At 39.5% G+C, this 20,302-nt stretch carries 19 protein-coding genes; 9 read left to right on the top strand and 10 right to left on the bottom strand.

All coding sequences use genetic code 11. From position 1 onward, the window contains the following. Positions 1–9 precede the first annotated feature (9 nt). Positions 10–423 (top strand): acyl-CoA thioesterase, encoded by a 414-nt coding sequence (locus tag ACTIEV_RS07525; protein WP_322194516.1) that lies wholly within the window; start codon positions 10–12, stop codon positions 421–423. Here ACTIEV_RS07525 and ACTIEV_RS07520 read toward each other — a convergent pair. Both ACTIEV_RS07520 and dacB read right to left on the bottom strand, forming a co-directional pair. Further along, positions 420–848, bottom strand: coding sequence for a DUF6526 family protein (locus tag ACTIEV_RS07520; protein ID WP_250685767.1), 429 nt, complete (start codon positions 846–848; stop codon positions 420–422). The genes ACTIEV_RS07525 and ACTIEV_RS07520 overlap by 4 nt on opposite strands. Before the next feature lie 43 nt (positions 849–891). Further along, complete coding sequence (dacB, locus tag ACTIEV_RS07515) at positions 892–2,280, bottom strand: D-alanyl-D-alanine carboxypeptidase/D-alanyl-D-alanine endopeptidase (RefSeq protein ID WP_322194519.1); 1,389 nt, start codon at positions 2,278–2,280, stop codon at positions 892–894. Between the two features lie 42 nt (positions 2,281–2,322). Between dacB and ACTIEV_RS07510 the strand changes: the two genes are divergently transcribed. The 3 genes from ACTIEV_RS07510 to ACTIEV_RS07500 all read left to right on the top strand — a co-directional run bounded on the left by ACTIEV_RS07510 (position 2,323) and on the right by ACTIEV_RS07500 (position 6,152). After that, entirely contained in the window at positions 2,323–3,579 is a 1,257-nt protein-coding gene (locus ACTIEV_RS07510) for a competence/damage-inducible protein A (RefSeq protein WP_322194521.1), read from the top strand. 210 nt (positions 3,580–3,789) lie between these two features. Beyond that, positions 3,790–5,271, top strand: a complete 1,482-nt coding sequence (locus ACTIEV_RS07505) for a dihydrolipoamide acetyltransferase family protein (protein ID WP_322194523.1) — start codon at positions 3,790–3,792, stop codon at positions 5,269–5,271. A 161-nt stretch (positions 5,272–5,432) separates the two neighbouring features. Further along, complete coding sequence (locus ACTIEV_RS07500; RefSeq protein WP_322194525.1) at positions 5,433–6,152, top strand: hypothetical protein; 720 nt, start codon at positions 5,433–5,435, stop codon at positions 6,150–6,152. 62 nt (positions 6,153–6,214) lie between these two features. Here the strand turns inward: ACTIEV_RS07500 and ACTIEV_RS07495 are convergent, their stop codons facing one another. Continuing rightward, a complete protein-coding gene (locus ACTIEV_RS07495; protein ID WP_322194528.1) occupies positions 6,215–9,133 on the bottom strand; it encodes an alpha/beta hydrolase family protein in 2,919 nt (972 codons plus the stop codon). A gap of 281 nt (positions 9,134–9,414) precedes the next feature. Here ACTIEV_RS07495 and ACTIEV_RS07490 point away from each other — a divergent pair, with 281 nt between their 5' ends. After that, positions 9,415–10,749 carry a PAS domain-containing protein gene (locus ACTIEV_RS07490; RefSeq protein ID WP_322194530.1) on the top strand — a complete coding sequence of 445 codons (1,335 nt, stop codon included), beginning with the start codon at positions 9,415–9,417 and terminating at the stop codon, positions 10,747–10,749. 7 nt (positions 10,750–10,756) lie between these two features. Here ACTIEV_RS07490 and ACTIEV_RS07485 read toward each other — a convergent pair whose 3' ends face one another. The 4 genes from ACTIEV_RS07485 to ACTIEV_RS07470 form a co-directional block, all read right to left on the bottom strand. Then, the gene (locus ACTIEV_RS07485) at positions 10,757–11,638 is read right to left on the bottom strand and encodes a DMT family transporter (RefSeq protein ID WP_439516310.1); all 882 of its coding nucleotides are present in this window, start codon (positions 11,636–11,638) and stop codon (positions 10,757–10,759) included. 78 nt (positions 11,639–11,716) lie between these two features. Beyond that, positions 11,717–12,463: a polyprenol monophosphomannose synthase gene (locus tag ACTIEV_RS07480; protein ID WP_439516309.1), complete on the bottom strand. Its 747-nt coding sequence runs from the start codon at positions 12,461–12,463 to the stop codon at positions 11,717–11,719. Between the two features lie 100 nt (positions 12,464–12,563). Then, on the bottom strand, positions 12,564–13,334 hold the full coding sequence (locus tag ACTIEV_RS07475; RefSeq protein ID WP_439516308.1) for an exonuclease domain-containing protein: 771 nt from the start codon (positions 13,332–13,334) through the stop codon (positions 12,564–12,566). 23 nt (positions 13,335–13,357) lie between these two features. After that, complete coding sequence (locus ACTIEV_RS07470) at positions 13,358–14,734, bottom strand: UDP-N-acetylmuramate--L-alanine ligase (RefSeq protein WP_439516307.1); 1,377 nt, start codon at positions 14,732–14,734, stop codon at positions 13,358–13,360. A gap of 289 nt (positions 14,735–15,023) precedes the next feature. Between ACTIEV_RS07470 and ytxJ the strand changes: the two genes are divergently transcribed. Together ytxJ and ACTIEV_RS07460 are read left to right on the top strand one after the other, a co-directional pair. Further along, on the top strand, positions 15,024–15,362 hold the full coding sequence (ytxJ, locus tag ACTIEV_RS07465; RefSeq protein ID WP_322194540.1) for a bacillithiol system redox-active protein YtxJ: 339 nt from the start codon (positions 15,024–15,026) through the stop codon (positions 15,360–15,362). 41 nt (positions 15,363–15,403) lie between these two features. Continuing rightward, entirely contained in the window at positions 15,404–16,048 is a 645-nt protein-coding gene (locus ACTIEV_RS07460) for an NAD(P)-dependent oxidoreductase (protein WP_322194542.1), read from the top strand. Positions 16,049–16,090: 42 nt separating this feature from the next. On the opposite strand, the gene ACTIEV_RS07455 is transcribed toward ACTIEV_RS07460, so the two are convergent. Together ACTIEV_RS07455 and ACTIEV_RS07450 are read right to left on the bottom strand one after the other, a co-directional pair. After that, positions 16,091–16,603 (bottom strand): GNAT family N-acetyltransferase, encoded by a 513-nt coding sequence (locus ACTIEV_RS07455; protein ID WP_322194544.1) that lies wholly within the window; start codon positions 16,601–16,603, stop codon positions 16,091–16,093. A gap of 12 nt (positions 16,604–16,615) precedes the next feature. Then, entirely contained in the window at positions 16,616–17,806 is a 1,191-nt protein-coding gene (locus ACTIEV_RS07450; RefSeq protein WP_322194546.1) for an acetyl-CoA C-acyltransferase, read from the bottom strand. Positions 17,807–18,002: 196 nt separating this feature from the next. Here ACTIEV_RS07450 and ACTIEV_RS07445 point away from each other — a divergent pair, with 196 nt between their 5' ends. Further along, positions 18,003–18,326, top strand: coding sequence for a hypothetical protein (locus ACTIEV_RS07445; RefSeq protein WP_322194548.1), 324 nt, complete (start codon positions 18,003–18,005; stop codon positions 18,324–18,326). A gap of 49 nt (positions 18,327–18,375) precedes the next feature. Here ACTIEV_RS07445 and ACTIEV_RS07440 read toward each other — a convergent pair whose 3' ends face one another. Continuing rightward, a complete protein-coding gene (locus ACTIEV_RS07440; protein ID WP_322194550.1) occupies positions 18,376–19,233 on the bottom strand; it encodes a CvfB family protein in 858 nt (285 codons plus the stop codon). A 108-nt stretch (positions 19,234–19,341) separates the two neighbouring features. On the opposite strand from ACTIEV_RS07440, the gene ACTIEV_RS07435 reads away from it, so the two are divergent. Continuing rightward, positions 19,342–20,241 (top strand): hypothetical protein, encoded by a 900-nt coding sequence (locus ACTIEV_RS07435; RefSeq protein WP_322194551.1) that lies wholly within the window; start codon positions 19,342–19,344, stop codon positions 20,239–20,241. Positions 20,242–20,302: the final 61 nt, after the last annotated feature.

Below are 20,302 nucleotides of genomic sequence, written 5' to 3'. Positions count from 1 at the left end.
AGGATAACTATGTACAGCCATGTGACCAACTTAAGAGTACGATATGCAGAAACAGATCAAATGGATATTGTATACTATGGCAACTATGCACAATACTTCGAGGTAGGCAGAACAGAATGTATTCGTGAGTTGGGTTTTACATATAAGACGATGGAAGAAATGGGGATCCGTATGCCGGTTGTTGAGATGGAAGTCCGTTACCTACGTCCGGCACATTATGATGACCTCATTACCATCAAAACCATCTTAAAAGAGTTACCAGCAGACCATAGCATTTCTTTTTACAATGAAGTGTACAATGAAAAAGGCAAGCTATTAACTACCGGTAAAGTCACTTTATTTTTCATCAATAGCGAGACAGGAAAAAGGGCTTCCATGCCGGAAACCCTGAGAGAAAAATTATTGCCTTATTTTATGAATTAAACCCTGCTGTAATCTGGTTTCCAATGTTTTATTGAAGCTTTGATTTCCTTATTGCCCATTTTTTCACGGGCTGCTTGCTCCGCCAATGCCGGGAATTCCTCATCAGAAGCAAAACGCAAGGCAATGATCTGTCTCAATCTTAATTCCTTAGGCAAAGGCTTACCTGTTAAGATAAAGTGACGGAATTGCTCTTCTGCTCGAATAGCCCTGTCTTGGGCTTTCAAGGCAAAAGCACGTACATACCAGAAAATCAATACCAAAATGACTGCAATCAAACAAATTAAAGAGGCAGAATAGAGATTACTTTCCGTAGCATCTTTTAGGTTATAAAATGAACCGATTAACAAACTGAATATGGCGGGTGCTGTTACATAGTGCCATAGGGGTACATAGCGTCTGTGGCTGTTAAAACTTTGTTGACTCATACTGCTGTTTTTTGTTGATAGAATGGCAATGATTGAAATCTATTTATTTTAATTCATCTAATACCAAAAACATTTTTCGTACAATCTCATTAGCAGACCCATTATAATTGTTTACGATGAAGGCAATTGTATAAGTGATCCCTTCTTTTGAAGTATGATACCCTGCAAATCCCTTTGAGCCTCCAATGGTTCCGCTTTTTAATTTCATTTTATTATACTCAGGAAATGCAGCCATATACTGCGCAAACCAAGAACGAGAACGAGCATACTGTAATACTTTTACCAAGCTATTGGTCGTTACCCGATTCTGAGGTGATAATCCACTCCCATCAATCATACGCAAAGCTGCCGGATCAATGCCTCGGGTTTTCCAAAAATCTTTCATGATCTCTAATCCATCTTCCGTTGCCCCTTTTCCATTTTTTTCAAAAGCAAATGTTTTCACAAGCGCTTCTCCATAGAGGTTTACACTCTTACGCATGAACCAATAATTGATGCTATCCAATACGGGGGAATATTGTACATGAATGGATTGAAAACTTTTTTGATTCGACTGCGCTCGTACACCCGGTTGCTTTCCGGCCCCGTCGGCTAAAGCAGCGGCTAATGTATAACCAAGTTGCATGGCGGGATCAGTCATTGACCCTGAAATAGTAAAAGCAGATTGCGCGGGTGGAATGGTTCCGCGGATAAATGCCCGATCATTATAAGGAGCTGAATAAATATACGCGTTATCACCACTACCCTTTTTACCTGCCACAAGTTCATTGGTAAAGATCATGTTATGCAGTACAGGGATCATTTTAGCGATCATGACTTTATCACCGGGATTGGGTCCGGATTTCAATATAAGATCATATTGATTTTCTCTCCAATTCAATCCGTAAGCACCCGCTCCGTAATAATTACCCATATCATCCCAAGGCCAGCCACCGGGAACAGAAGCTGTCTCCCATTGATCAGCATGTACCATAATTTGTCCATCGATTTTTTTGATACGCAAATCCCTGATCTTTTTCTGCCATTGTTTGATAATGGACGTATCACTGGTACCAGTGTATCGCCAACTACCCAAAGTGGGATCTCCAAATCCTTTAATATGTATGTTACCCGTCAATTTGCCATCTTTGATCTCTCCATCATAGCCAATTTCAGTTTTATAGCGATAGTTAATGCCCAATAATTCCAAAGCTGTAGCACTGGTCACCAATTTCTGACAACTAGCCGGGGCAAGTCCGGTATTTCCATTGTATTCGAGGAGTATTTGTCCGGATTCACTGTTCACCACTGAAATTCCCGCAATGGCATGCCGCATCTGAGGATCGGCTATGAATTGCTGAAAAGCCTTATCCAATCTTTCTTGTACAGATTGCGATGTGACAGAATGGATGAAACTGAATAAACAAATAGACATGTAAACAAGTCTTCTCATAAATGCGTTTTACCTTGCATTAAAATTAAGCGTCTGTAAAGTATGGAAAAAGTTTTTGCCTCCATTATAACGATCGGAGATGAATTGTTGATCGGACAGGTTATTGACACCAACAGCGCGTGGATTGCACAGGAATTGAATAAAGCCGGTATACTGGTAAAAAACCGTGTATCAGTGGGAGATGTTAGGGAAGATATCTGGAATGCATTGGAAACTGAACGTAAGAAAGCATCCATTGTATTGATCACGGGTGGATTGGGACCTACTGCTGATGATATTACCAAACCTTTACTCTGTGAATACTTTGGCGGCAAGATGATCATGGATGAAGCTACCCTAGCCCATGTCACGGATATTTTTGAAAGGATACTAAAGCGTCCGATGATTGAGCGTAATAGAAAACAAGCAGAAGTACCGGATGTGTGTACCGTTTTGAAGAATGAGCGAGGTACTGCACCCGGAATGTTGTTTGAAAAAGAGGGTGTCATTTTTGTTTCCATGCCCGGTGTACCTCATGAAATGAAGTGGATCATGAAGGCGCATGTAATTCCTTTGATTGAAAAAAGATTCAGTACCGGATTCATCAGACATCAAACCCTATTAACTGCCGGAATTGGAGAATCATTCTTAGCTGAAATGATACAGGACATAGAAACTGCATTACCATCTCATATCAAACTCGCGTATTTACCCAATTATGGAATGGTTAGACTTCGTTTAAGTGGTACAGGCTTGGATGCCGCTCAACTGGAAAAGGACATTGCCATTTATTTTCAACAACTATTACAACGTACTGAAAAATATTTGGTTACAGATAGTGACATACCTATGGAATTGGTGGTCGGCAAATTGTTGAAAGAGCGAAACCAAACTGTAACAACTGCTGAAAGCTGTACGGGTGGATATATTGCTCATCTCATCACCAAGCATGATGGATCTTCTGCATATTACAAGGGTAGTATCGTTAGTTACGCCAATGAGATAAAAGAGCGATTGTTGTCGGTACCCCATGAAATTTTAGCAACCAAAGGAGCAGTGAGTGAAGAGACGGTGAAAGTAATGGCAGAAACAGCACGAACCGCCATGAATACAGACTATGCGGTGGCAGTTAGTGGCATCATGGGACCTCGGGGTGGAACAGATCAAAAACCTGTGGGTATGGTATGGGTAGCTGTGTCATCCTCGGGAAAAACGATCACCGAGCTTTTTCAATTTCGATTTGACCGATCCAGAAATATTGAATTAACCAGCATTAATGCGCTGAATCTCTTACGAAAAATGATTCTCGGACATGTTTAAATTGACCGAAAATCCTTGTCTGGAAAGAGTCTGAAAATTGTGTGCATAACCTGAGGTTAGTTTTTTCACATTTGATCCTCAAATTGTCTATTTTCTCACTAATATTGCCCCCTGAAAACAAACAGGCGTAAGTTTTGCAGGGGATATCATGGGATAGATGGTTAGGCGTTTTCTGATTTTTAGATCATTATTTTAAACACTACGAACTGTATGGCAATTGCTGAACTGGTGATGCCCAAATTGGGCGAAAGTATTATGGAAGCCACCATTCTGAAATGGAATAAAAAGGTGGGCGATCATGTGAAACAAGATGAAACGGTACTGGATATCGCCACAGATAAGGTTGACAGCGAAGTACCTTCTACTGCAGAAGGTGTGATCACAGAAATTTTATTCAATGTAAATGATGTAGTACCCATCGGTACAGTCATTGCCAGAATCAATACTGCTGCAAATGGATCTGCAACCACTGTTCCGACAGCAGCTCCACAAGAGGAAATCAAAGTTGAAGAGGCGAGTATCGCCAAAGAAGAAGTGAGTACTGAACCCATTGCGGTTCCTCCTGCCCCGGTTGAAGTTAATGTACCGGAAACAATCCCATTTGTTCCTGCCGCCACTGCCTCTACAGAACTTCTTGACAAACCCGCAGTGAATCGCTTTTATTCACCGTTGGTACTCAATATTGCCAATAGTGAAGGGATTAGTCTGAGTGAATTGGAAAGAATTCCGGGTACAGGTATTGATGGTAGAGTAAGCAAAAAAGATATTTTACAATATGTAGCCAATAAAAAATCCGGCAATATTCCGGCACCGGCTGTTGCAACAACTCCGGTTGCTCCTGTTCAGGCATCACCTAGATTTGAAACAACACTTAAACCAACCGTTGAGGCATCTTCTGTAACAGAAACAACAAGTGCTGTTGTTACCCCTTCAGGAAAATTAAGTGACCCTTCTTCAGTAATAGTTAATGGCAATACTGAGATCATTGAAATGGATAGAATGCGCAAACTGATTGCCAAACACATGGTTGACAGTAAGCATACCAGTCCGCACGTAACCAGTTTTGCTGAAGCAGATGTAACCCATATGGTACAGTGGCGTGAAAAAGTGAAGCATGAGTTTGAGAAAAGAGAAGGCACCAAGCTCACATTCACTCCAATGTTCATTGAATGTATTGCACGTATCATTGAAAAATATCCATTGATCAATTGTTCGGTGGATGGAGATAAAATCATTGTTAGAAAAGATATCAATATTGGTATGGCTACTGCCCTACCATCCGGCAACTTGATTGTTCCTGTAATCAAAGGAGCCGATCAGTTAAATATTGTGGGACTAAGCAAAGCCGTAAATGGATTGGCTGATGCCGCTAGAAACAACAGACTGAAACCGGATGATACCACCGGTGGTACTTTCACTTTAACCAATGTAGGTACTTTCGGGAGTTTGATGGGAACACCTATTATCTCTCAACCACAAGTAGCAATTCTAGCTGTAGGCGCCATAAAAAAACGCCCCATGGTAATTGAAACCAAAGACGGCGATACAATTGGCATTAGACATATGATGTATCTCTCATTAAGCTATGATCATCGTATTGTCGATGGCAGTATTGGTGCCAGCTTCTTAACCGAAGTAGCCAAGGAATTTGAAAAGTGGGATGCCAACCGCCAATGGTTCCAGTACTTGTAGCCTTTAGCAAATAGTTAATGGCACATGGCGAATAGTATATGTCTTTCTAGATGCCATTATCTATTCGCTATAAGCTATCATCTATTTTCACATCCTGTTAATAAACATCTCATACAAATCTGTTTTTGAATGCTTACATTCAGAAAACAAAACGGATCGGTATGAAGACCTTATCTCAAACATGGTTTGCGGATGGTTATATTGATTTTGAATTAAAGAAATATACCCTTCTCGCTTATTTACAGGAAATCAATCGCTACTTCTGTCAGAACAAATTGTATCCGCAACTGGCAGATATCATTTTCCATTACAACAACCTCATTGCCTTCAAAGAGAATAAACAATACTTACAGGAACAGTTTCCTAAAAGATTGACAGGTATACAGATTGAAAAATTGCAACTCTTGTACGAGTCTATGGTAGAAGATGATGAACTGATGCAGGAGTTGGAGGAGATTATTCAGTATGCTTCTTCCAACATGAAAAAAACCATTACCAGCGGAACAGAGATCTACGAATTCGTAGAGAATAAACTCACCATCGAGCCTATTGGGTTGATTCCATTGGATCACAATGAAGGTTATTTTCTTTTATGCGAAGGCGCCTGCAGAAATACATGGGTATATCAATACCGCCTCAGCATCTTTGAAAAACATGATGAAAAATACCGAAGCATTAAAACCGAGTTTGTTGATGTTTGGCAAAGAAGTATTGTCAATTCTTATCAAAACATCAAAGCAGAATTGATCAGAAACAGATCTGACCTCCCCAACCCCGCTGTATACTCCGTTGAAACAGAATTGAGCTTACCCTTAGAAGAAACACTACTACCTATTGCAAAGAGAAGTTTGGTGAGATATATTTCTACGCAGATGGTTTAATTTTTGATCTGTGATTTTTTGATTTAATAAAATCAAGAAATCACAGATCAAAAAATCAAAGATCAATAGCCCAGCCCCATGTCTTTTCCTTTCATCGTAGCAGGTACTCCTTCTGTAATCCATTTAGAAGGTTTTTCTCCTTTGAGGAGATGATCAAAGAACTGCTGTTCACGAATCTGGATGTCTTTTCTGTTTTTGCGTTCTACGAGGTTATGTGCTTCATTATTATAATTCAGCATCCATACTTTTTTACCTAGTCTGCGCATTGCTGTGTAATACTCAATTCCCTGATACCAAGGCACTGCATCATCAGCATCATTTGCCATAATCACCAAAGGCGTTTTTACTTTCGGTAAATGGAACAAAGGTGAGTTTTCTATGTATAAATTCGGCTTCTCCCATAAAGTAGCCCCAATACGACTTTGTGATTGTTCATATTGAAACTGTCTGTTCAAACCTGTTCCCCATCTGATACCACCATAAGCACTGGTCATGTTCACTACAGGAGCACCTGCCCAAGCTGCAGCATATAAATTGGTTCTGGTAATCAAATGCGCGATTTGGTATCCACCCCAGCTTTGTCCCTGCAAACCCAGTTTTGTACTATCTACATACCCTTGCTTCACAACCGCTCTGGTTCCACTTAAGATATAATCATAAGCACCCTGACCTGGATATCCTTTTTTATACCAGATATCCGGTACAAAAACAACATAACCGCGACTTACAAAGAAAGAAATATTCAGTCTGGAAGGTGTGGGAGAAGGTGCAACATAACCATACAAACCTTGACTGCTTCTTTCATAGAAATACACAATCATGGGATACTTTTTCTTCGGATCAAAATCTTCCGGCTTGTATACAATACCTTCTGCTTCTTTTCCGGTATACGCTTTCCATTTGAACAACTCAGCAGTTCCCCAATTGTAGTTTGCTTGTTGTGGATTCGTATTGGATAATTGCTTGGCTTGTGTACCCATGGTGTGTACATATACATTAGGAGAGTTCTGGAAAGTTTCCTTTGTATAAGTCAATACATCTGCAGTTTTGGCCTTTTGAATAGCAAAACCTAAACTTACTTTCTCTTTGAAAACAACATTGAAAGTTTTGGTAGAGAGATCCAAGGTTGCGAGTCCTGCACTTTTATCTTTTTCATCAAATAAACGCAACAGCAATCTTTGTGAAGTAGTTATAAAACGTTCATTAGGATCTGTATTGACATATCTGATAACGGTTTTATCTTTTCTTCCACTTGTAAGACAAACAGAAGGCGCTACTCCCTCGGGATCTACTTGCCAGATATCATAACGATCGTAAATCAATACAGACTTATCACCTTCCATCCATTTCACAACACCATAAGCATTGGGATCATCCGGCACATCATTTTCTTCATCGCCTAGTGCATTTTTGATGTCTTTAGCGATTTGGTATACTTGTCCGGTAACACTGTTATAAGCAAAGTATTTTTGTTTACGCTCATCAAAGAATACGAGGTATTTACCTGTGTATGAAGGCTGCAAATTACCACCCTTCAGGTCTTTGGATATCACTTGTGATTGTCCGGTCAATGGGTTGATTCTGAATACATCATTGAAACTAAATCCCTGCCATTGTGTAGCTACACGTTTCCCAAAATCAGATACTCCGTAAAAAATATTGCCATCTCCTTCTTGCGTGGGCACGATATTGCGCATTTTTTCACTACCCAACTGTACAATTTCATTTTTATCTAAATCGAAATAAGCCAGATAACTTCTTCTCAATTCTGTATTGAGGTTTCTGAGTTGTACCGGTTGGATATAATCATCATTATAATGCCATACATCCACACTTACCCTGTCCATTTCAGGAACGGTAGTATCACGTACCGGCCATATGGGAAGTGTACCGAACATCAAACGATTTCCGGATTTACTGAATACAATACTTCCCGGATTATCACTAATGGTCCAATTGGCAGGTAAGCCTTTGGTTTTATTGTCAGCCAATAACCGAGCGCTATCCATTCCATCCTTGTAATAATAGAGTTTGTAAAATTTCTGTAATGCCTTACTGCTGCTATCTCTTTCTGCAACAAAGGCCACTTGCTTACCCTCTTCGTCCATTCTGAAACTTTTGGCTTCATTGAATTTTGCGAAAATGATACGGGTGTTATTATTATCCAGATTTACTTTGGTAATACTGGATAATGATTTGTCGTCACTATTTTTTCTGGTGGTCTCAATCAGCAATACATTGCCCTTGCGGTTGAAGAAATAGTCTTTCACCAATTCAAACCTGCGCTCCTCACCTGTTTGGAGATTGCGTAAAACCAGAACAGTACCTTCTTCTACGGGCTCTGCATTGGAACGTACCGGTGGTCTTCCGTTTCTGTTTTGAAGAACAGACATCCCGGTTGTTTTTGCTTCATTGGCTTTATTACGGATACTATCTGCAACACGTATCAAACTATCTGCCATTTTCAGCATATTGTTAAGTCGGGTTAAGGAGTCCGGTTGCTGAGGTCTGTTGGTTTCAGGCAATGGCTTATCGAGTAAATAAGCCAACCACATACCCGATTCATCGGGTATTTTGTAACTTTTGATTCTCGGAACCTTGGTAATATTTGTAGACCCTAAAGCAACATAGGCTAAAGTATCTTTGGGCATTTCATCCGGACGACGCTTTTTGATTCTGGCATCACGGGTATCTTTATAAAAAGGTCTAATTCTGCAAACCAAAAAACGATTGTCTTCCGTAATGGAAATACTATACCCGCGAGGAATGGTTACCTGATAATTTCCGTTTGTACTTTGTAAGTATACCATCCCATCCCCTTCTTGAGGATTCACGGCGTAGGCTACATATTTGCCGTCATTACTGATAACGCGTTCACCGATAGACTGCCAGTCATCATAAACAGAATGATCCAACGGCTTTTTCTGAGCGAAGGTGGATATACCCGGCAATAACAAAAATGCGAGTATTAGTTTTCTCATATTGGTAATTTTAGTGGCACCTAAGTTAATCAAACAATGCCGAGGTATTGAAGAATCATTGAATAAAATGACCAACGGGTGAATAAGGATGATAGATGAATGTTTAACGTACTGTACCCCCAAAAGGCAGCTGTTTAGTGACTACTTGGGATAAAACTTCTCTGAATAAGAAAGTAAATCGCTCAGAAAACAATTAATTGCATTTTAATCCATTTCAAAGCATTATATTGATTAAAAAATTGATATTACTTTGCTTATTATAGGTCGCTAGTCAAGTTTACATGAATACACATTCTCCTATGGAACAAATGATCACTACGCTTGAGCACTCACATGTGTTCATGTATATGATTATTGATCAACATGGGCAGTATCGATATATCAATCAAAAAATGTCTTCGATTACAGGTTGGGACAAAGCCTTGATCGGAAGCAGAAAATATGATGAGCAAGTTCACTATGCAGATATTGATTTTCTTAGGCAACAAGTAGAAAAAGCCTTTCAACATCCCGAAGAAAAATTATCAGTTATTGCACGATACCTGATCGACGAAAATCAGCATACGATACAATGGGAAATGAGCGCAGTTGATACCCCTGAAGGTGAATATGTTGTACAGGCCATGGGAGTATTATTAAGTGGCGATCCATTAGATGATTTTACGGCCTCCAGGTATACGCATCAATTCAATGAATACTTGGATGGGGTTAGCGATGGTTTTTTTGCTTTAGATCGTAACTGGACTTTTATCAAAGTGAATAGATTCTTTGAATCAGTGACCGGTTTATCCAGACAAGAAATGATCGGAAGAAGCTTTTGGGATTTCTTTCCGGATACCGATGAACAACCCTATGCAGCGGCTATGCGCAAAGCATTTGATATTGAAGAAACCATCACTTTTGAACAACCTTGGCCACCCGATTACCATTTTGCGGTTTCAGCTACACCATCCAAAGAAGGCATCATTTGCTATTTCATTGATATAACCTTGCAGAAAAAACAACAGCTGGAACTCCTAGCAAATGAAATCAAACTAAAAGCGATACTTGATAGTACCACTGATATCAATATCTTACTGAGTGCAGACCTGAAAATCTTGAATTTTAACCGCACTGCAGATCTGCTTTCAAAAGAGTATTTCAATGCGCAATTGTATATAGATGCTGATTTCAGTAATTATGTTCCGAAAGAATTAGATCAGTATTTTAAAGAACATTTTGAAAGAGCACTCTCAGGAGAAAAACTAACAACAGAGCGTCCTGTTGCTTTGTTGAATGGCGATGTTTTATGGTTTGAATTTTTGTATTACCCTGTTTATAGCGAAGTGGGTGATATGTTAGGTGTTGCCATGAATATCACCAATATTGACGCGAGGAAAAAAGCCGAGATGAAACTATTACAGCAGTATGACCGCATGCGTGAAATTGCTTACTTACAATCACATGAAGCAAGGGCCCCACTGAGTAATATTCTAGGTTTGATCAATGTCTTGATGTTGTACACAGAAAAAACAAATGATCCTGAGATATTGCAAGTGTTGGAGCTATTGAATATAAGTGCTACGAAACTTGATACGGTCATTCAAAAGATCGTATCCAATACCAGACAGGAATAAACGAAGCTCAGATATGCTTTTGCTGATGCTTTCTAACCACCCTGATCATTTGTAGTAAAACAGAGGTCGTAATAAGTGCCACTCCAATATAAAAACTACCGTTTAGTTTTTCGTTCTCTTTAAATAAAACAAAAGCCAGTAAAATTCCATATACGGGTTCCAGATTGAGACTGAGATTTTGTGTAAATGCGGAAACCTTCTTCAGCGCCTGCAACATCAAGTCCATCGCCAATACGGTACAGAGCCAACTTAAGATCAGCAACCAAAACCAGTCAGATAAAGTAGGAAGAATGGTTTCAACGGGGTAATAATATAAATATATCGGCATGAGAAGTGTGAGAATCAATAAGCCTCCACTAAGTTCATAGATCATCATCGTTCTTGGCTCTACTTTTTGAACTTGCCGCTTATTAAGTACAGAGAAAAGAGCGGCTAATATGGCTGAAGCAATCCCCGCAATAATTCCTTCCCGATATCTTGTATCCAATTGAAAAATAAGAATGATACCTAATAAACTTAGTAGCCCCAACCCTACATCCGGCCAACTGAATGAGCGATCGTTGAATACCGGCTCTAATAATGCGGTGAATAATCCGGTTGAAGCAAAACATACCAATCCGATGGAGACATTGGACATTTTAATACTCCCATAGAAAAAAACCCAATGCAGCGCAATGAGGGTTCCGATCCCTAATAATTTCCAAACCATGGTAGGAGCAACCTGTTGCAGTTGGTTCTTCCATTTCAATAGCGCCAGTAATGTAACCACAGTAATCATGATGCGATACCAAACCAGCAATCCCTCATTCATATGAATCAATATGCCCAACACTCCGGTGAATCCGGCCAGAAAAACAGAAATATGTAGCTTGATGAGCGCCTCTTTCATGAGGCTAAAGCTAATTCAAAGAAATAGAAAACAGCGTTTTGGGGAGATTTGATTTAGACGAACAATAACGTTCTATTTTCAAGAAGCACTTGATACCCTTTTCTTATAACTTTTGAAAAGACTATGCCATTGTATTTTTAAAACACCCAATACTCCTTCTTTGATGATGCCCTTGCTCATTTTACTCACACCAATCTTTCGATCAATAAATGTGATGGGCACTTCTTTGATACGGAATCCTAATTTCCAAGAAACGAATTTCATCTCAATCTGGAAAGCATACCCTACGAATTCAATTTCATCTAGGTTAATGGATTCTAAGACCTGTCGCGTATAACAAACAAAACCTGCAGTTGGGTCATTTACCGGCATCCAGGTAAGTAGCTTTGTGTACAACGCTCCTCCTCTTGAATACAACTGACGATCCCAAGGCCAGTTCTCTGTTCTACCGCCGGGCACGTACCGACTACCCACCGCTACATCTGCTCCTTCATGTTTACATGCGTGATACAACCGTTCCAAATCTTTGGGGTTGTGAGAGAAATCTGCATCCATTTCAAAAATATAGGCATATTCTTTATTGATACCCCATTTGAATCCATGAATATATGCGGTACCTAATCCCAATTTTCCTTTACGCTCTTCAAGGAATAGTTGTTCAGGATATTGTTGCATGAGTTCTTTTACAATGGCAGCCGTACCATCTGGGGAGCCATCATCAATAACAAGAACATGATAACCGGATTGTAAGTCAAATACAGCTTTGATGATTGACGCAATATTTTCTTTTTCGTTGTAGGTTGGTATGATGACTAACTTTTCCAATCAAGGGGGTATTCGGTTGCTCCGCTAAAATACAACTCAGAACGATTAGTCGTTAAACCATCATCAGAATTGCGGAAAATACTATGTAAAATGGGGAGACTTATCCTTTCTTTAACAAAGTTCTATTGAGGATTTCAGTGAGTTTTTGCTTGGTATTCATAGGGAAATCACCTTTCATCATCCAATCATAATACTGGGGCTCTTCCTTGAGTACCTGTGTCACAGGCTTACCTTTATGTTTCCCAAAATTGAAGACTTCTACACCATTTTCACGAACAAAACGACGGGCAAAATCCACTATATCGTCTTCACCGGTGAATTTTACAATACTTTCTACCGTATTTCCAATTTGCGGATAACGCTCTACCTGCGCTTCCAGGACTTCCCAAGTTGCCGTGGCATCCACTTCAGCACTGTGCGCTCCGTCTAAAGTTTTTTGACAGTAAAATTTGTAAGCAGCACTCAATGTTCTTTGCTCCATCATGTGAAATACTTTCTGCACATCTACCAACTTTCTTCCATCAGTAGAAAAATCGATACCAACACGTAAAAATTCTTCAATGAGCATAGGGATATCAAAACGATTGCTATTGTATCCTCCAATATCACAATGATCAATGAATTGTTTGATTTCATTCGCTACCTGCTTGAAAACAGGTGCATCTTTTACCATATCATCTGTAATACCATGAACATCACTCGCCCCTTTCGGAATGGGCATCATGGGATTGATAAGTTTTCTTTTGACTTGCTGAGTTCCGTCTGGATTGATCTTCACAATAGCGATCTCTACAATACGATCCAAACTGATGTTAACACCGGTTGTTTCCAAATCAATAAAAGCAAGCGGACGTGTGAGTTGCAATTTCATGGTACGAAGTAAATATAATAATTCTAATTATTGGTATCTGTCTTTTGAATGATTTCCTCTGCTAATGATACCACATCTATGCCATCATAATTGCCGCTACTCATTAATAAAAGATTACTGTTACGATAGTCAACAGACAATAACCATTCTTTTAACAACACTGCATCGGTAAAAATAAGCAATCCTGATTTATTAAAACCTTGTTGTACTGCAGCTTCGGGTAAATCGGGCAATCGCTTGATCTCTAACGCATGTTTGGAATAAAAAACAACCGCTTGATCTGCAGGTTCCAATGCGCCATTGTATTCTTTCATAAAGGCCTCATTCAAACTGCTATAAGTATGTAACTCAAGTACACCTATCAACTTACGACCGGGGAACTGTGATTTCACGGCTTCAATCGTTGCTTTTACTTTACTGGGGGCATGTGCAAAATCACGATATACTGCTGTTTGATCATTACTGGCTAGCAGCTCCAATCGTTTAGCCGCACCGGAAAAACTACCAATGGCCTGAACAAAATCATGCACTGATAACCCCAATTCTTTACATGCATAATAAGCCGCATATAAGTTGAGCAAGTTATGATTACCAAAAACTTTTAAGTTTCCTGATACACCTTCCAGTTCTACAGTTGTTCTACCGGCTGAAATGCTATGTGTAGGGATTGAATAGGGCTGGTAACGAATATCCTCACGCTTATGCTGAGTTACGAGTTCTTTTAACACCGGGTCCGATTCATTGTAAATCAACAATCCATTCGGTTCAATTTTATTGATAAAAATGATGAATTGTTCCAGATAAAATTCAAATGTGGGAAATACATTGATATGATCCCAAGCGATACCCGTAAGAATAGCAATGTGCGGATATAAAAAATGAAATTTAGGTTTTCGCTCGATGGCGCTGGCAGGATATTCATCTCCCTCACAAACAATAACAGGTGCATCGGTAATATTCACAGACTGATCAAACCCTTCCACTTTTGCTCCAACGAGATAATCGAATTTTTGTGCTGTATGCTTCAACACATGCATGATCATACTGGTTGTGGTGGTCTTACCATGACTTCCTCCCACCACTACTCTTGTCTTTTGCTGACTCTCATGATAGATATATTCCGGAAAAGAATAGATGTTCAATTGTAACGCTATTGCCTTTTGTAATTCCGGATTGTCTGATTTTGCATGCATCCCTAAAATCACAGCATCCAAATCAGGGGTGATCTTAGCCGGATCCCAGCCAATGGCAGTTGGCAAAAGTCCGTGTTCTTGCAGATTAGAGGCTGCAGGTTCGAATATTTCATCATCTGTTCCTGTGACCTGATAACCCTTTTTATGGAGTGCAATGGCCAATTGATGCATCACACTTCCGCCTATCGAAATAAAGTGAACCTTCATAATAATACTTTGATTTCTATCGTTTTATGCATATTAACTGTCTGAAAGCAACAATTTCAGTCAAATCAGTATCTTTGTTATAGCGCAAAATACAGTCAAAACGCTAACTTAAATCGCAACACATGAAAAAGATAACCGCTATACTATTCTTACTCGTATTAAGCGCAGTGTTGATTAGTTCTTGTACTTCATCTAAAAGCAGAGGCTGTCCAACCACCAATCCTCGCTACTTCAAGCCTTAATGTCTGCTGAACTTATTGTATTTTGTATTGTTTTCTAAGAAAAAAAGATGAACTGGAATCCTATTACTTCGATTGATCAGTTAGCACAGATCAAAGAACAATCTTTTCAAACAGCTCAAGTTATATTCAAACATAGTACCCGTTGTAGCATCAGCTCCATGGTCTTGAATCGTTTAGAAAGAAGTACTATACCTGAGCAAGTAACATTTCATTATTTAGACCTTCTTGCCTTTCGTTCTATTTCAGATCAAATAGCTACCGATTTTGCTGTATACCACGAATCACCTCAGATTTTGCTGATCAAAAATGGAGAATGTGTGTATGATGAAAGTCATCATGGTATCAGCATGGATGAAATAGCAGAACAAGCCGCACAAACAGCCTAGGAAAGCAAGCCTGCTTTTAGTAAATTGCTGTAAAAAATGACATGATCATCACAGTTTTTGGCGCTACCGGCCAAGTAGGTCGCTTCATAGTGTCCCTGGCAATGGCCAAAGGCCATACCGTACGTGCTTTTGGAAGAAATGTGGAGGAGTTGATAGATCATGATCTGGATAATGATGCTTTGATCGCTATCAAAGGTTATGTTTTTGACGCCGCTGATGTGAGAAATGCCATTGAAGGATCGGATGCCATATTATCGACACTGGGTGGCGGTTTTGATGGTAGTGATCGAACCAGAAGTTTGGGTATGAAAAATATCATTGAACAGATGGAACAGTGCGGTGTACAAAGAATTGTTGCGTTGGGTGGTATGGGTATTTTGAATGCAGATGAGCCCGATGAAGGTTTACTGATGGAACAATCAGGTTACCCTAAAGAATACCTGCCGGTGGGAAATGAACACTTGCTTGCTTATCAAACACTGGCGCATTCATCTCTTGACTGGACTTTTATTTGCTCCCCCGATATTTTGAACAAGGCGGGAACCGGACAATACATTACTGCTGCTAATTATGCCCCAAAGCCCAATCATTATCAGATTACTGCCGGAGATTTAGCCCATTGTATGCTTACATGTATTGAAAAACAACAATACCTGAAACAGCGTGTAGGAATTAGTAGGTTATAATTTTTTACTGATCGATCAGTGATCAACAAATGACTGATTGTTTTATTGTACTAGTTTTTCCATCAACCAATCTCTTTGCAGATCTGTTCCCAACAAAAAATCATGTTCACCAAATTTTGAAAATCCGAAAAACTGATAGAAGGCAATCGCCCGTTCATTCTTTTCCCAAACACCTAACCATACTTTTTTATAATCATGGTCTTTCGCGTAGGATAGTGCGTGTAGCATCAAAGCTTTTCCAATCCCTTTTCCGATGCTGTTTTTACGGGCATAAAAACGACAAATTTCAATGGAGGGATCAGTAGTTGGGTTTTGAGTGTGAGTTCCGGGGCTCATTTTACAATATCCAAGCGGTACATCATCTACAAACGCTATAAAAAAAACATTCAAGGGATCCAATACTTCCGCCATCAGTTTTTCTTCTGTGAATTGCGTATCGAGAAAGAGTTGCATATTCGCAACCGTATTCTTTTCGGCGAAGCTGTCGTAAAAAGTTTCACGGCTGATGGTTGCAATCAATGATGCATCGTCAGCCGTGGCAGTTTGGATATACAAGCTATTCAATGTTTAAGCAGAAATATTTTCAATGACCATGGCGCTGGCACCACCCCCACCATTACAAATACCGGCAGCACCTATTTTTCCACCATGTTGTTTCAACACATGTAATAAAGTAACAATGATCCTTGCACCGCTGCAACCCAAAGGATGACCTAAAGAAACAGCACCACCGTGTACATTCACTTTTGCAGGATCCAATTTCATTTTTTGAATATTAGCAATGCCAACTACAGAGAATGCTTCATTCAATTCAACATAATCAATCTGATTCATTTCTAAACCGGATTTTGCTACTGCTTTTGGAACCGCCAAAGCCGGTGTTGTAGTGAACCACTCAGGCGCTTGTTCTGCATCGGCATAACTACGAATGATGGCCAAGGGTTTAATGCCTAATGAATCTGCTTTTTCTTTGCTCATCAACACCACTGCTGCTGCACCATCGTTCATGGTAGAAGCATTGGCTGCTGTAACGGTTCCATCTTTTATAAATGCAGGTTTTAATTCAGGGATCTTATCAAACTTTACATTGAAAGCATCTTCATCTTTCGCAAATAAAATAGGATCTCCTTTTCTTTGAGGAATAGGCACCGGCACTACTTCTGCATCAAAGTTTCCATTGTTCCACGCTGCCTGACTTCTTTTATAGCTCTCAATTGCAAAAGCATCTTGTTCTTCACGTGAAATATTACATTCTTTGGCACAAAGTTCTGCTGCATTACCCATGGCATAATTATGGTACACATCGGTTAAACCATCTTTGGCTAAGCCATCGATCAGTTGCACATTACCATATTTGTTTCCCCAACGAAGATTGGGTGAATAAAAAGGAACATTGCTCATGCTTTCCATTCCACCAGCCACCACTATATCAGCATCTCCCAATAAAATTGCCTGCGCTCCTTGTGAAATGGCTTTCATACCACTGGCGCAAACTTTATTAACAGTAGTACAGATCACCGTATCAGGTAACCCTGCGAATTTAGCCGCCTGACGGGCAGGTGCTTGTCCGGTATTTGCTTGTATCACACAACCCATCAATACTTCCTGTACCTGATCAGGCTGAATACCGGCTCTTTCAACAGCTGCTTTGATCGCAATAGCGCCCAACTGAGGCGCGGAAAAATCTTTCAAATTACCACCAAAAGAACCCATTGGAGTTCTTACGGCAGATACGATATATACTGTTCTGTTCGACATATAATTCAATTGAAGCGCAAATATAAGGCAATCATACTAACAATCGTTAGCTTCGGTACTGAATTTGAACATCAAACCATAGTATATTAGCCAAAAACTTATGCCCCGTTCCGCCTTCATTTTCTGTAGTCTGATTTGCATAGCAATCATCGCTAGTTCATTTTATGGAATAGTGCCCGATTGCAGCATATTAAAGGTGGGAAAATTTCATAGTTATACCAAGAGAGGCGATCATATTCAGATTACCCGGATTGATGGAATACAACAAGACGTGAACACCCGTACGAAAGATACTACGTATTGGAAAATTGATTGGCTGGGTAATTGCAGATTTGCGGCGACCTATCTTTCTGGTGCAGGCCCCAAAGATGATGCTGAAAAAAGACTGTATCAAAACAGTATCCTTTATTTTGATATCAAAGAAATTGCAGACGACTATTATGTTGGAACAACAACCATAAAAGCTCCCAATGGGAATAGCGTATTTACAGATACTACTTGGTTAGTCGATAGACCATAGACCATGGTCCATGGACTATCGACTTCTCCGAAGACTCACCCAATCTATATTACTCCGTAATCAGTTTGAACCCAGTTTGTGTAAACTCGATCTTTCTTTGTTTATAAAGATTACCTGTTGTCATCTTAAAAGTCTTCTTGCTCATTCCAAAGAAAGTATAGATCTCTTCCGGATCTGATTTATCATGATAAGGCAGGTATCCATTGTTTTCTTGTAACAAACGAAGTATTTTCTCTGCTTCATCTTCTACTTTTTGAAAACCGGGCTTGCCCAGCACCACATCAATTTTATTCCCGGTCAAAATAGTCTTAACAAAGCCCTTAAGTTTATCGCCGATTTTAAGTTCAGTGAATATCTCGTTGGTATGAATAATCCCGGTATGTACATTGTTAATGATAACAACATAGCCCAATTCAGATTGACGATATACCAATAATTCAACCTGATCTAACTCTTTCACAGTCAATACATCATTACTCAATAATTGCTCAATTTTTTCTGTAGCGGCCACCCTTCCTGTCATTTGATCGATATAGAGTTTTACAAGGTACTCAGCTCCCACTCTCATACCTCCCAGTTGTTTTGAGGCGGGAACAAACAGATCCTTCATCAGTCCCCAATCCAGAAACGCACCTTGCCGGGTAACTGCCACTGCTTTCATTTTAGCGATCTCACCTACGCAAGCATTCGCTTTTTGAGTTGTGGCAATAAGCCTATTATCTGAATCATGATAAACAAATACTGTGATCTCGTCTCCGATTCGAAGTCCTTTTGGAGCAAAACGAGTAGGTAATAAAATACCATCTCCTCCATCTTCGAGGTAAAAACCAAAATCTACTTTTCTTGATACTTTGAGGGTATTGTATTGCCCTACATTCACTGTTTCCATAAAAATCTGAATCGGCAAAAATAGGTTAGTTTATTTGAATACGATAGAATATACGTTTTAGAAGGGTATCCACGGCTGTTAGCAACTTTAAAAGACTGATCCATAAGGCTTTAATATTTTCATCGCATGAAAGGGGTGTATACGATACTTGTTTGTTTCATCATGGTTTTTCAATCCAATGCACAAACCGCTACGGGGCATTGGTATGGTATTGGTAAAGTAGCAGTTCCGGGTGAACATAGTTCTTATTTATCTGAACTTGTCATCAAACAAAAAGGAAATACTGTCATCGGCGAATTGCAATATTATTTTAGGGATAGTCTATTCAAAGTAAAAGTCAATGGAAATTTCAATACCAAAACAAGACAATTAACTTTCAAACCCATACCGTTTATCTATTATTTATCGACCAATACTAAGATCGGGGTTGATTGTATACTCACCGGTAATTTTACGCTTTTGGTCAATCGAACTGAATCAGTCTTAACAGGTGCTTTTGAAAGTGATGCAGCGCATAGATACACAAGTCCTGCGATTCAATATCGCTTTAAATACTCAACAGATACTGTTGCATCAAAGCCTGAAATCGATACCATAGAAATTGATTCCCCAACTGATCCTATCAGTACAATGAAGATGATAGAGAGAAAAGAAATCTCTCCAACCATGATCGAGCCCAGATTTTTAGAAAGAGAAAAATCTATTTTCAAAGAGATTGAAGTCACTGAAAATTTGCTCAGAATTGACTTATATGATAATGGCACCATTGATCATGATACAGTTTCCATCTATCTGAATGATCAACTATTATTTAAAGACGTTGCGTTGACACAAAGTGCCTTTAGAAGAATGATCTTACTTGATTCAACCAAAGAGGTAAATGAGATCAGTATGTATGCAGAGAATTTAGGCACCATCCCTCCAAATACAGCCATCATGATCATTTATGACGGACAGAAAAGACACGAGCTCATTCTCACCAGTGATCTGAATAGAACAGCTTCGATCAGATTGAGAAGGAAGTAAGCTGCTTTTAGGGGATAGCTTATGGCATATGGATAATAGCATATGGCAAAACCGTGATCTG

Source organism: Sediminibacterium sp., assembly GCF_051861365.1.
GTDB lineage: Bacteria > Bacteroidota > Bacteroidia > Chitinophagales > Chitinophagaceae > Sediminibacterium.
The sequence above is the reverse complement of the archived record's forward strand: the minus strand, read 5'-3'. Positions and strand labels throughout refer to the sequence as shown.